We start from the raw sequence: 12643 nt of genomic DNA on the forward strand, positions 1-12643 counted from the left end.
GCAATGTCGCGCACGGTTCGACTGCTGGTCATACTCGCGGCCTGGGCGGTCCCGGTCGTGTGGTTGGGCGCGGAGGTCGGGACCCGGCCCTCGGACGGGACCGTCGTGTGGGGGTCTCCCCTCACCGGCGCAGACAGGTGGGGGTCAACCATCACCGTCCGTGACACCTACGGTGACCCCCTGCTGCTCCCCGGTGACGTTCTGCTGGCCATCGGCGGGGAACCCGTGGACCGATGGCTGAGCGGCGAGACCTCCGCCGGGAGGTCCGTCGGCGACACGGTCAGCTACCACCTCCAGAGGATCGAGCAGGGAAGCCCGCGGGAGTACGACCGGACCGTGACCCTGACGACGTTCCCACTGGGTCGAGCCCTCCTCGCGGACCTGCCCGTGGTGCTGGCCGCCGTGCTTCTGCTGGTCTCGGGAAGCATCGCCTTCTTCCTCCGTCCGGCGCTCGTGGCAGCGTGGGCGTTGCTCGGCTCCGGCTCCCTGGTGCCGGTCCGACTGGCGTCGTCTCCCTGGGGACTGGGGGCCGTCGACCTCGCCGGTGGCCGCGGGTACTGGCCGCACGTCGCCGCTGAGGTGGTGTGTGCGCTCGGGCTCGGGCTCGCCGTGCTGGCCGCGGCCACGCTGCGTGCACCCCGAGGTTGGCTGGCGCACCACCCCTGGGTGGTGCCCGCCACCGTCCTGCTCCCGTTCCTGGGGTACGCCGCGTGGGCCGCTGCGGCCATGGTCGGCGCCGACGGGCCGGCGCGGACCCAGGCCCTGCTCTCGGTGACCGCCCCCGCACTGGCCGTGGTCGTGCCCACGGTGCTCGGGATCCTCGTCCTCACCTACGTGCGAGCCGACTCCCGCCAGGTCCGGCTGGCGGCGCGGCTCGCCCTGATGGTGCTCCTCGCCGGTATCGCTCTCCGCCTGCTCCTCGGGGACCTGCCAGAGCTGGTGACGGGCGCCCCGGTCCTGCCGTGGGACGTCCTGCTTCTGCTGATCGTCCCTCCCGTCCTGGCCGGCGTGGTCCTGGCGCTCGTGGGCTACCGCCTCGACGACATCGAGCCTGCCGTGCGCCGGACCGTCGTCCAAGGCGCGGTCGCGGCCGTCTTCGGCACCACGTTCGTCGTACTCGCGAGCACGATCGGGCGCGCCGCCGACGTACCGATCGGGGCACTCCTCACCGGCGGCGTGGCGGCTCTCCTGGTGCTTCCCCTTGCGGTCGCCCTGCAGCGTGGTGTCCGGCGCCAGGTCTACGGCGACCGCGAGCTCCCGCGGTCCGTCGTGGCGGAGCTGCGCCGGCTCGACGCGTCGACCCCACCGTCGGAGGCACTCACCGAGACGCTGACCGTGCTGTCCCGGCGCCTCCGGCTGTCGCACGCCGCCGTCGAGGCCCGCGGGCCCTACGGCGACCAGTCCTTCGTCGCCTCCGTCGGCGAGCCGCGGGGCGGCACCCCCGTCGCCGTCGACCTCGTCGCGGGCGGGGCGTCCATCGGCTCGCTGCACCTGGAGGCCGACCCGATCCGCGACCCGTTCGGGCGCGGCGACCGTCGGCTCCTCGAGGACGTCGGCGCACAGGTGGGAGCGCTCGTCCAGGCCGTGCTGGTCAGTCGCGAGCTGCAGCGCTCCCGTCAGGAGCTGGTCACCGCCCGCGAGGAGGAGCGCCGCCGGCTCCGCCGCGACCTGCACGACGGTCTGGGTCCGTCCCTGGCCACGATGGCCATGCGGCTGGAGTCGACCCAGGACCTGGTGGCCGTCGATCCCGACCGGGCGGCCGAGATGCTGGGCGGGCTCGCGGACCTCGCACGGGACGACATCGCGGAGGTACGCCGTCTGGTCGACGGCCTGCGCCCCGCAGCGCTCGACCAGCTAGGCCTGGTCTCGGCCCTCCGCGAGCGAGCTGCGCAGCACGAGCTGACGGTCGGCAGCCAGGGGCTCGTGTGGCGGGTCGAGGTCGAGGGGGACGTGGAACCGCTGCCTGCGGCGGTCGAGGTGGCGGCGTACCGGATCGTTCTGGAGGCCGTCACCAACGCGACGCGGCACAGCGGTGCCCGCGTGTGCACCGTGACCTTGCGGCGGGAGTGCGGCCGGCTGAGGGTGCGCGTCCAGGACGACGGTGCGGGGATGGCCGAGGGCCGTCCCGCTGGTGTAGGCCTGTCCTCCATGGGGGAGCGCGCCGAGGAGCTCGGCGGCACCTGCACGATCACCACCGACGCTCGTGGCACCCTGGTCGAGGCTCTGCTCCCGCTCGGAACCGTGGAGGAACAGTGGCCGACGTGACGCGGGTGCTCGTCGTGGACGACCACGAGGAGTTCCGGCACAGCCTGGAGCTGCTGCTCGGCGCGATGGATGACATCGAGGTCGTGGGCCGCGCGGGAGACGGACGGCGCGCGGTTGCGCTCGCCCTCGACCTGCAGCCCGATGTCGTGCTGATGGACCTGCACATGCCCGAGCTCAACGGGGTGGAGGCCACGGCCAGGATCGTGCAGTCCTCGCCCCATATCGCGGTGCTGGTGCTCAGCATGATGGAGGACGACGACTCGGTGTTCGCTGCCGTCCGGGCCGGAGCGCGTGGGTACCTCCTCAAGGGGGCGCGCCGCTCGGAGATCCGTCGCGCCATCGAGGCCGTCGGCGCCGGCGAGGTGATCTTCGGGCCCGGGATCGCCGAACGGGTGATGACGTACTTCCGGGGCGCGCGCGCACGCCCCACCGCAGCGGCCTTCCCCGAGCTGACCGACCGCGAGCGCACCGTGCTCGGCATGATCGCCGAGGGCAAGGACAACTCGGAGATCGCCCGGACCCTCGGACTGTCGGTCAAGACGGTGCGCAACCACGCCAGCAACATCTTCGCGAAGCTCCACGTCGCCCACCGGGCGCAGGCGATCGTGATGGCCCGCGAGGCCGGGATCGAGAACCCCGGCACCCCGCGTGCCTAGTCCGGCGTGCAGCCGCTCTCGAACGTCGCGTCGTCGACCGACTCCCGACCCAGCCGCTGCGCGAGCCTGCGGTCGGGCCGGATGATCTGGTTGCCGAACGCATCGACATCCTCGGTGCCGCCGAGGACGCACCCCTGTACCTTGGCCGGGTCCACGCCGGTCAACGCGTTGAGCAGGCGGTACAGGTCGGCCGGGGAGGCGTCGGTCTCGAGGCCGTCCAGGCCGGCGAGCGCCGTCGCCTCGAGGAAGCCCCTGTCGTCGTCCTGCCTCTGCAGCTGGACCAGCAGGCCGAGCAGCAGGGCCTGGTGGTTGCTCGACCGGACGAGGTCCCCCGGTCCCGGGAAGGCCCGGCGGCTCTGGGCGAACGACAAGGCCTCCTCCCCCGTCAACACGTTCGGTCCCCGGTGGATGCGCAGGCGGCCGTCGTCCGTGGGGAAAGCCAGGGGCGAGTCCACGGTCACTCCGCCGAGCGCGTCGACCATCGCCACGAAGCCCTCCCCCGCGGTGACCAGCACGTAGTCGGCCGGGATCCCGACCAGATCGCGGACGACAGAGCCGGCGAGCTCGGCTCCGCCTTCCTTGTAGGCCTGGTTGATCTTGCCCATCCTGCCGTCCTCGAGATCGACCCAGCTGTCCCGCGGGAAGCCGATCCCCGCGGCCGCACCGGTTCGTGCGTCGATCCCGAGCAGCTGGATGGCGTCGGTGTCGTGGGCTTCGTCCTCGCCCAGCACGAGCACCCAGACGACGCCGGCTCCGACGTCGTACCCCTCGGCCGTCTCGAGCTCGGTCAGGGTCAGGGTGGCCGGCCGGACCCCCGAGCCGGAGACCGCCACCGCCAGTGCCGCCACGACCGGCAGGAGCCGCAGGGCAGTGCGGAGTGCTCGCCACGGGTTGCTCATGACGAGGCCTCCGCGGGGAGCGCATCGCTGTCGTCCCGGCGCACGTCGTAGGCGAACACCGACCACCGGCCGTCCTGCCGGTCCAGGACCAGCCGCCCGTCGAGGGTGGCGGTCGCGGTGGGCCCACGGTCGTCGATGTCGAAGGCGAAGTGCACCCATGCCGTCGCCCCGACCGCCTCGCCACTGACGACGTAGAACGACAGGGCCGCCTCGAGGTCGGTGGCGCGCACCGAGCTCGCCTCGGCGTAGCGGGCGGCGGTCAGCACGTCGATGTCGCCCACGGCCTGCTCAGCCGACCCGCTGGTGAAGTCGGCGAAGGACTGCACGAAGTCGCTGCGAGGGTAGTCGCCGAGGAAGCCGGCCTCCAGGTAGCGGGCCAGCACGTTGCCGACCTCGGACTCGAGCCGGGCTCGGTCGCCCTCGTCCAGGCCACTCCCGCGCACGGTGGACACCCGCAGGGGAACGGCGCTCGGGGCGTCCGGCCCCGCCTCCGTGGCCGAGCACGAGGTGACCAGGGGGACGATCATCGTCACCGCCAGCACGGTGGCCGCCAGTCCCGAGCTCCCGGACGGCCGCGAGCGGGCGCAGGCTCCTCGGACCATGGCGACCATCATGCCTGGAGCAGCACCCGGTCCACCTGGGACTGGAATCCCGGGTCGGCCGGGAGTTGTGGGCACCTCGGTCAGCTCGCGTCGACCGAGTTGAGGTCAGGCAGGTGGTAGCGGGCCACGGTGTCGCGCGCCGGGTGAGCCAGGCCGACAGGCCCCGCGGCGTAGGCCCGGAGGACGTTCCGGGTCACCTGCTCGACGAAGCGCTGCACGCGTGCACCCAACGGGTGCTCGCAACGGTCGACCAGCGCGCAGCCCCAGCGCAGGGTGCCCGCGGTGAAGACCCCGGCACCTGAGCCGGTGGTGTAGTACACCGACTGGCTCGTGGTCGGAACGCCCCTGCACGAGTACGACGTGTTGCTGAGCACCTCCATCGGGCGCGGCGTGCTCGCGTTGAGGTAGACCCGGTCGGCCTCGGGTCCGACGAGTCCCGGCAGCCGTTCGCCGCGCACGACGCCGGTGTGCCGGAAGCCCCACCAGGTCGGCGACGCGATCACGTAGTCGGCTTCGACCGGGTAGCACTCGTACTCCATGCCGAGCAGGCTCTGCTCGGAGCTCGCGTGCGGCGGGTCCCGGAACCTCGAGGTCGCCTCGACCGGTCGCTCCTGGCGAAGCGGGTCGAGCTGGGCGTCGGCGCGGTACCCGGTCTGGAGGCGGGCCGGGCCGCGCGCGGTGTCGTCGAGCCGGATCCGCCAGTACATGGTGTTGGCGCCCAGGAACGCGAGGTTGGTCCCGCCGTCGCGGGCCCTCTCGACAGCCCGGCGCATCGCCCGGGTCCAGTACTCGTCGTGGCCCATCGACACGTGGCCCGCGGCTCCCACGAGCAGGTTGGGGCGCTGGTCCAGGTCCACGTTGGTGTAGTAGCTCAGGGGGATCCCCAGCCGCTCGGCCTGGACCACGACGGGGATCGCGGCCGTGCGGTAGTCGTTGGCGCCGGTCGCCCCGTTGAAGGGGCGGTCGAAGCTCACCGCCCAGCTCCGTCGGTCCCCGCTGGGACCGGCGTACAGGCTGTATCCACCCCACTGGTTGTAGGCCTGCCAGGTCGTCACGGGCGCCACCAGCGCCACGGTGCCCGCCGCGGAGGGCGACGACACCACGTAGGGGACGAGCGTCTCGAAGCCGGTCCCGGTGCGGAGCTTGAGGACGTAGAAGCCCGGGATCCACCGGGTCGTGTCCAGGGTCAGGCTCCGCCGCCACGGGGCGACCACCGTGCGGGTCTCCACAGGACGGAGCACCGCTGCCGCCTGCCGGTGCCCGGCCATCGGTGCCGAGCGCCAGACCAGCGTGCCGGTCCCGCCGCGGTACCAGCCGATCCGGTAGGCGGCCACCCGGTACCGCCGCTCGCTGGTCGACACCTTGAGGCCGACGCGGGTGCCGGCCGGAGCGCTGATCCGCGTCGTGTACGCCGCGATCCGGGCGGCCGTCGGACCGTGCTGCCGCCAGTCCTCGCTCCCCCGCGGCTCCGGCGCAGGGGCCGGCTTCGGCGTCCTCCCCGTCCGGTCGGGTCCGGGAGCGTGGACCGGCGTCGGGTCGGCAGCGTCGGCCTCCCCGGTCACCAGGCGGTCGGCGGAGGTGGCGCAGGCGGTCAGGAGCAGCGTCGTGGCGAGAAGCAGGGCGGCCGTCGAAGCGAGCGGGCGTCGGGTGGGGAGGGTGCGCATGTCGCACCGTGCGTCGCCACGACGTCCCTCCGACCGAGTTCGGAGTCATGCACGGCCCAGGAACAACAGCCCGTCGTTCCCGTCAGTGGGACCGAGGTCCCGAGTGGATCCGCCCCCACCGGGAACCTCCGCCTCTGGCCGGTGACTCCCGCGCTTGTCCGGGCAGGGGCTCCCCTGCGTCGCGGCGGAGTCAGTGTCGGTCGGGCGCGCGGCTGAGCCCGAGCACCGCGGAGGCGGCGCCGGCCGCCCCCGGCGCCGCGGCGAAGGCGGCCGCGACCCGGGTGGCACCGGGTCGCCGCTGGATGGCCTTCTGGACGGCAGCACGCAACCGGTCCGGTGTGAGCCGGTGAGCAGGCAGGCGCGTACCGGCGCGGGCGACGTCGACGCGTCGGGCCACTTCGTGCTGGTCGCGGCCGAACGGCACCGCGCACACGGGTACGCCGTGCGCCAGGGCACGCTGCGTCGCCCCCATGCCACCGTGGGTGACGGCGCAGACGGCCGACCGGAGCAGAGGCGCGTGAGGGGCCCAGCCGACCACGTGGGCCTCAGGTCCGGCGGCGAGAAGGGCAGCGTCTCCGGCGGGCACCGTGGCGACCACGTGGAGCCCGGTCCCGCGAAGCCCCTCGACCGCGGCCTCGACGAGCCGACGGTCCTGCTGGAACTCCGAGGACGTGGTGACCAGCACGATCGGCTGCTCGATCGCGGACAGCCACGCGGGAGGTCCTGTCGCCTCCTCCAGGTCGACGCAGGGTCCGACCAGGCGCACGTTGCCGGGCCAGTCGCGGCGGTGGTACTCGAACGGCTCGGCGGTCGTGGCGAGGACCAGTGGGGCTGCGCGCAGCAGGTCGTCGTACCTGTGCAGCGGCGTCAGCCCTCGCGCCGCTCTCGTGCGGTTCAGGGGTGGCAGCATGACCCGCTCGAGCGTGCCCAGGACCACCGGGGAGAGCAGGCGGTCGCGCAGCCGCCCCGGGAACCCCTGCGCGGGCCGCAGGCCCGGGCCGAACGGAGGCGCGTCCTGCGAACGCAGGGCCAGCGGGTAGGGGGCCAGGACCGCGTAGGGCAGTCCGCTCGCCTCGGCCACGGCGAGGGCGCCCCAGCTGTTGACGTCGACCACGAGCAGGTCGGGGCCGTCCTCCTCGATGGCGCGCGCGAGGTCTTCGGCGTCGTGCTCGGCGCGGGCTGCGAAGGTGGTGACCGAGGCGCGCAGTGCGGCGAGCTGACCGCGGGCACGCCAGTCCTCCAGGCCCACTGCCAGCACGGCGGGATCCAGCGGCCGCGCTGCCACGCCGTGCGCGCGGACGCGTGCCAGCTGGTCCGGCAGGGTCCGCACCGACACCTCCGCCCCGCCGCTCCGCAGCGCCATGAGCACCGGGAGCAGCGGCTCGAGATGCCCGAGCGCGGGAGAGGTGTAGGCGAGCACACGCACCATCAGGTCTCCTCCTGCACGAGTGGCGCCAGCAGCTCGACCAGCGCGCGCTCGGTCTCAGCGCGCGAGAGGCCACCTTGCTGCCGCAGCAGATGCCAGGTGTGCACGTCGCACACGGCGACGAGCTGGGCGAGCAGGCGGGAACGGGCGCTCCCGCGACGGGTGGTGAGCGCGGGCGCGAACACCTGGCGGCACCAGTCCAGGTGCACCTGCCGGCCCTGCTCGGCGACGGCTGACAGCTCGGGGCTCCGCTGCTCCTCGGCCAGGAGACGGAGCACCCCGGTGCCGACCTGCTCGTAGTGCTCCACCAGGACGGTGACCGCCGGGCCGAGGTCCCCGACCGGCGCCGTCGCACGGTGCTGCTGGACCCGCTCGCTCTCACGCGCTGCAGCCGCCGCGAACAGACCGTCCTTGCTGCCGAAGCGCCGCAGCACGGTCTGGACCGAGACCCCCGCCCGCCCGGCGACCTCGTCCAACGCGATCTGCCCCGTGGGTCGCTCCCAGAAGAGCGCGACGGCGGCGTCGAGGATCCGCTCCCCGGTCTCCTGCGTCGCCCGCGCGCGCGCCTCCTGGCGGTAGACGCGGGCAGTTTTCATGTTTATCACACTAATACCAATATTCGGTGACCGCGAGAGGGCCACCGGCGGACGAACGCTGAGACCCTCCCTTGTTCCGGTCCCGGCGCTGGTGCTATGCCGGTAGGAGACGGAAACACCGGCGCGAGAGCGGAGACCGATGGCGGACAAGCAGGCCTTGAAGGCGCGCGAGAAGGCGCTCGTGGCGCGCGAGCACGAGCTGGCGGCACGCGAGAAGGCGCTCGCAGCACGTGAGGAGGAGCTGGCTGCGCGGGAGCAGGCCCTCGCGGCGCAGGGAGAGGGCGTCAAGCCCTACGAGCACCTGGTCCAGCGGCACCTGCCGTAGGGACCGCAACGCCCGGTGCACCCGGTTCTTGCGGGGAGGCAGCCTCCTCTACTACGGTGCGTCGTAGCAAAGCCTGTCCTGGTGGACCCCCCATGCCGCCCGGATGGAAGTCGGGCCCCGTCTACCCCCCGTGGCGGGGCCCTTTCCATGCCTCCCGCAAGCCCAGGGTCGCCCCCAGATGCAAGACCGCGTTCCCGTAGACCCTTCCGGCCGCCGCGACCAGCGCCGCAAGAGCGGCCAGGGTGAGGCACGCGGCCAGCAGGGACTCCCAGGAGGTTGCCGCACCCAGCGCCAGCCGCGAGGGCATCGTCATCGGTGCCGTGGCGGGAAAGAAGGACAACACCTGGGACCAGACCCCGTCCGGGTTGCCGCTGATGGCGAGGAACGACGCCCAGAACGCCGCGATCAGCACGTACCCCACCGGTCCGGCGATGCTCTGCGCGTCCTCGCTCCTCGAGGCCAGCGAGCCGAACGCGCCGTAGACCATGGCGTACAGCGCGTAGCCCAGCACGAACCAGACGACCACCCAGACCAGTACGCCGCCACTCACCGAGGGAAGCTCGAGCGAGTCGACCGCGAGCGAGGTCGCCAACGCGGCCAGGGCGGTCACCAGGAGCTGGGCGAAGCCCAGCAGCCCGATGCCGAGCACCTTGCCCACCAGCAGGCTGCGCACGGGCACCCGCGCGAGCAGGACCTCGATCACGCGGCTGGACTTCTCCTCCGCCACTCCCGTGAGGACGAGGCTGCCGTAGATGAAGATGGTCATCATCAGGATCGTCGACATCACCAGAGCGGCCACCTCGTCGTCCACGCTCCGGCCTGCGACGACCCCGATCCGCACGTTCTCGACCGGCACGGGGCCGAGCAGCTCGCGCACCGTCTCGGGATCGAGCCCGGCGGCGGCAGCCCGTTCCTGGATGGCGACGATCTGGACGGCCGCTGCGACCGCGGCCTGAAGCTCCTCGTCCGGGTTGCCGCGCCACTCCAGCCGTCGCCCGTCGACCAGGAGGACGTCGAGGTCCTCTCCGCGCAGTGCCTCCTCGCCCGAGGCGGTGGTCGGGAACTCGCGGACGACGACCGGCACACCGGCGGCGTCTCCCTGCGCGGCTAGGATGCCGGCGAGTGGGGACGGGGTGGATCCGGTCACCCCGACGCGGCGGGCCTCATCCTGTCCGTCAAGGAGGCCGGGCACGGCGATCATCGCGACCACCACCAGCAGCATCACGCCGACACCGAGCTGGAAGGCCCGGGTCCGGCTCCGCTCCCGCATCTCTCGCAGCGCCACCAACCAGGTGGCCGACAGCTCGCTCACGAGACCACCACCCGGGAGAACAGATCCCCGAGCGACGGCGGCGCGTACGAGAGCGAGAGCAGCTCGGTCTCGGCGGAGGCGAACACGATCGCTCGATTCAGGTCCTCCTCGGAGCGGAGCTCCAGGCGCACCCGTCCCGGCGACTCCCTCATCGTGACCGGACCAAGTCGCGACCAGTCCGGGGGAACGCCTCGGAAGGCGATCTCCAGGACGCGTTCAGGGGTGGCCGACCGGAGGGCGTCCAGCTGACCGGCGAGCACCACCGAGCCGCGGTTGATGATGACGACGTCCTGGCAGAGGTCCTCCACCAGGTCGAGCTGATGGCTTGAGAACAGCACCGTCACACCGGTCGCCGCCAGCTCGACGAGGAGCTCCCCCATCGCGATCATCGCGAGTGGATCCAGGCCCGCGAACGGCTCGTCCAGGACGAGCAGCTCGGGCTCGTTGACCAGGGCCGCGATGAGCTGGACGCGCTGCTGGTTGCCGTGGGACAGCATGTCGACCCGGTCGTCGGCCCGGTCCAGCAGCCCGAGACGCTCGAGCCAGTGGTCGGTGCGGGCGATGAGGTCGGTGCGGGCCCGTCCGCACAGCCGGCCCAGGTACACCAGCTGCTCGCGGATCCGCATCCGCGGGTACAGGCCCCGCTCCTCGGGCATGTACCCGAACCGGGCGCGTTGGCCTCCGGTGATCGGTGACCCGTTCCAGGTCACCTCGCCGGAGTCGAGGCTCACCAGACCGAAGACGGCCCGCATGGCCGTGGTCTTGCCGGCCCCGTTCGGCCCCAGGAAGCCGGTGATCCGTCCCGGCTCGGCGGTGAACGTGCAGCCGTCCAGCGCCGTCAGCTCGCCGAACCTCCTGGTGGCGGCGTCGAACCTCAGCACCCTCCGCCCCCCTTCTCACTCCCCCGACGTGCACGCCGCGACGTGGGTATCAGGTCTCGGCAGTCTGGCACTCCAGGCCGGTGGACGGAATCCCCCGGCAGGCCGTCAGGACAGGGGCGGCAGCCCGAGACAGTCCCGCAGCGCGTTCTCCACCCGGTCGCACCGGTCATGGGTGCCCACCGAGCCGGTGACGAACGCGTACGCGTAGCCGCCGGCCCGGCACGCCCAGCCCAGGCTGCCGCCGGTGCCGCCCATGCCGAACCCGTCGGGTTCGACCCCCACCCCGAGGCCCCAGGCCGTGTCCGATCCCATCACCGCATCGGTGCCCGAGCACTGCGCGGTGGTCATCTCGCCCAGCAACGGTCCGGAGAGCAGCCCGGGGCCGAGGAGCGCGACGTACAGCCCGCACACGGCCTCCGCGGTGCCGTGGCCGTTGATGGCGGGGATCTCGGCGGCCCGCCAGCGGTCCGAGTTCACCACGGCCCCGTCCCACGCCCCGGGTGGGTTGTGCGCGGCCTGCTCCCACAGCGGGGTCCGCTCCCCCAGGACCCCGTGCCGGAACTCCTCGGACGAGAGTCCGGTCAGCGCCACGGCTCGCGACCGCTCCTGCTCGGTGAGACCCACGGCGAAGTCGAGGCCCAGCGGACCGCAGACCTCCTCGCGCAGGAACCTTCCCAGCGACCGTCCGTCGACGCGGCGGACCACCTCCCCGACGAGGTGCCCGTAGAACAGCGCGCTCTCCCCGTGCGCCTGGCCGGGCGGCCACTGGGGCTCCTGGGCGGCCAACGCCGCGCACAGCCGCGGCCAGTCGAAGAAGGCCTCGGTCGGAAGGGGGTCGTCCAGGGCCACGAGGCCCGCCTGGTGGCTGAGCACCTGCCGCACCGTCGCCGGGGCCCGCATCTGCGGCCAGTAGGTCCGGACCGGCTCGTCCAGGTCCACCAGACCCCGGTCGACCAGCAGCAGCAGGCAGACTGCGGCGAAGGGCTTGGTGACCGAGTACGGCATCACGATGCTGTCCGGTCCCCAGGGCCGGGTGCGCGCCGCGTCCGCGTAGCCGCCGTGCAGGCGAGCCACCCACCGTCCGTCGTGCCAGGCGGCCATGGCCGCCCCGGTGCCCGGCTGCGCGGCGATCACCTCGCCGAAGGCCTCTCGGACCGGTTCGAACGCCCGGTCCACCTCCCCCTCGACCCGGGTCACCGCGCCCTGCCCGGCCGCACCGGCGCGAAGAGCCGCACGACGTAGCTGGTGCTGGTGGTGGCGCTGCTTCCCTGCTCGCCGATGCCGGACACCGTGACGCGGTAGGCCCCGGTCCGGGCGAACCGTCGCGGCATGTCCCAGACGAGCGTCGGCATGCCGTACCCGTCGACGACCTGGCGCCGGGTCACCTTCACCACGGCGCCGCTGGCCACCCGGACCACCCTGACCTTCGCCGAGCCGAAGCGGGCCGAGTCCTGGCCCGAGCTCAGCGACCAGCGCCCCTGTGGTTCCAGCGCGCTGGGGAACCAGCCCTCGGTGGGCCACCCGACGTACGCCGGGTTCGCCCGCGACGGGTCGGAGGCGCCGAGCACCCAGAAGGCGTTGGCCTGCGACGTGGAGCCGCTTCCCATGGTGGTGGTGAACGGGTACAGCAGCCACCGACGGTGCCCGACGGCGGTGTTGGAGGCTCCCCAGTCGCTCAGGTAGCCCCGCAGCGCGCTGCCGACCGTCACCGCAGAAGCCCAGAGCAGGTTCGACCGGCCGGCGGCCGTGGCACCGGTCTTCGTCCAGCACCGCCAGCTGCGCGGCGGGTAGTGCGACAGCGCGTCGTTGGCGTCCATGATCAGCGCCGCCGCGAGCGCGCGTCGGCTCAGTGCGTCGGTCACCGTGACGGGGTCCAGCCCCGCCAGGTCGCGCACGAAGTTGAGCGCACGCTGGGAGGCGCGCCGGTGCCGCACGCTGTCCGCGCCGCGTCGGCACCCGGCCACGCTGCCGGTCCACCCGGGGCGGACCCGCGCGCTGGGCGCCCAGGTCCTCCAGT

At 73.1% G+C, this 12643-nt stretch carries 12 protein-coding genes; 3 read left to right on the forward strand and 9 right to left on the reverse strand.

Annotated features, from left to right (window positions below; genetic code table 11):
• The first annotated feature begins 3 nt into the window (after positions 1-3).
• Both PLP61_RS02605 and PLP61_RS02610 read left to right on the forward strand, forming a co-directional pair.
• Positions 4-2265: a histidine kinase gene (locus PLP61_RS02605; protein WP_324500082.1), complete on the forward strand. Its 2262-nt coding sequence runs from the start codon at positions 4-6 to the stop codon at positions 2263-2265.
• Entirely contained in the window at positions 2253-2921 is a 669-nt protein-coding gene (locus tag PLP61_RS02610) for a response regulator (RefSeq protein ID WP_324500084.1), read from the forward strand. The genes PLP61_RS02605 and PLP61_RS02610 overlap by 13 nt, the downstream gene beginning before the upstream one ends.
• Here PLP61_RS02610 and PLP61_RS02615 read toward each other — a convergent pair.
• The 5 genes from PLP61_RS02615 to PLP61_RS02635 all read right to left on the reverse strand — a co-directional run bounded on the left by PLP61_RS02615 (position 2918) and on the right by PLP61_RS02635 (position 8108).
• Positions 2918-3820: an LCP family protein gene (locus PLP61_RS02615; RefSeq protein ID WP_324500086.1), complete on the reverse strand. Its 903-nt coding sequence runs from the start codon at positions 3818-3820 to the stop codon at positions 2918-2920. The two genes, PLP61_RS02610 and PLP61_RS02615, sit on opposite strands and share 4 nt — an antisense overlap.
• A complete protein-coding gene (locus PLP61_RS02620; protein WP_324500088.1) occupies positions 3817-4422 on the reverse strand; it encodes a hypothetical protein in 606 nt (201 codons plus the stop codon). The genes PLP61_RS02615 and PLP61_RS02620 overlap by 4 nt, the downstream gene beginning before the upstream one ends.
• A gap of 80 nt (positions 4423-4502) precedes the next feature.
• Positions 4503-6086 carry a N,N-dimethylformamidase beta subunit family domain-containing protein gene (locus tag PLP61_RS02625; protein WP_324500090.1) on the reverse strand — a complete coding sequence of 528 codons (1584 nt, stop codon included), beginning with the start codon at positions 6084-6086 and terminating at the stop codon, positions 4503-4505.
• 190 nt (positions 6087-6276) lie between these two features.
• Positions 6277-7515 (reverse strand): glycosyltransferase, encoded by a 1239-nt coding sequence (locus PLP61_RS02630; RefSeq protein ID WP_324500092.1) that lies wholly within the window; start codon positions 7513-7515, stop codon positions 6277-6279.
• The gene (locus PLP61_RS02635; RefSeq protein ID WP_324500094.1) at positions 7515-8108 is read right to left on the reverse strand and encodes a TetR/AcrR family transcriptional regulator; all 594 of its coding nucleotides are present in this window, start codon (positions 8106-8108) and stop codon (positions 7515-7517) included. The genes PLP61_RS02630 and PLP61_RS02635 overlap by 1 nt, the downstream gene beginning before the upstream one ends.
• A gap of 139 nt (positions 8109-8247) precedes the next feature.
• Here PLP61_RS02635 and PLP61_RS02640 point away from each other — a divergent pair, with 139 nt between their 5' ends.
• Entirely contained in the window at positions 8248-8433 is a 186-nt protein-coding gene (locus PLP61_RS02640; RefSeq protein WP_324500097.1) for a hypothetical protein, read from the forward strand.
• A 121-nt stretch (positions 8434-8554) separates the two neighbouring features.
• On the opposite strand, the gene PLP61_RS02645 is transcribed toward PLP61_RS02640, so the two are convergent.
• The 4 genes from PLP61_RS02645 to PLP61_RS02660 all read right to left on the reverse strand — a co-directional run.
• Complete coding sequence (locus PLP61_RS02645) at positions 8555-9745, reverse strand: ABC transporter permease (protein WP_324500099.1); 1191 nt, start codon at positions 9743-9745, stop codon at positions 8555-8557.
• The gene (locus tag PLP61_RS02650; protein ID WP_324500101.1) at positions 9742-10626 is read right to left on the reverse strand and encodes an ABC transporter ATP-binding protein; all 885 of its coding nucleotides are present in this window, start codon (positions 10624-10626) and stop codon (positions 9742-9744) included. Before PLP61_RS02650 ends, PLP61_RS02645 begins: the two co-directional genes overlap by 4 nt.
• A 105-nt stretch (positions 10627-10731) precedes the next feature.
• Positions 10732-11823, reverse strand: a complete 1092-nt coding sequence (locus PLP61_RS02655; RefSeq protein WP_324500103.1) for a serine hydrolase domain-containing protein — start codon at positions 11821-11823, stop codon at positions 10732-10734.
• The coding region (locus PLP61_RS02660) for a CAP domain-containing protein (RefSeq protein WP_324500105.1) at positions 11820-12643 on the reverse strand (824 nt) is incomplete at its 5' end. The genes PLP61_RS02660 and PLP61_RS02655, both read right to left, overlap by 4 nt.

Origin of the sequence: Nocardioides sp. (genome assembly GCF_035429765.1) — a bacterium.
Classification (GTDB): Bacteria; Actinomycetota; Actinomycetes; order Propionibacteriales; family Nocardioidaceae; genus Nocardioides.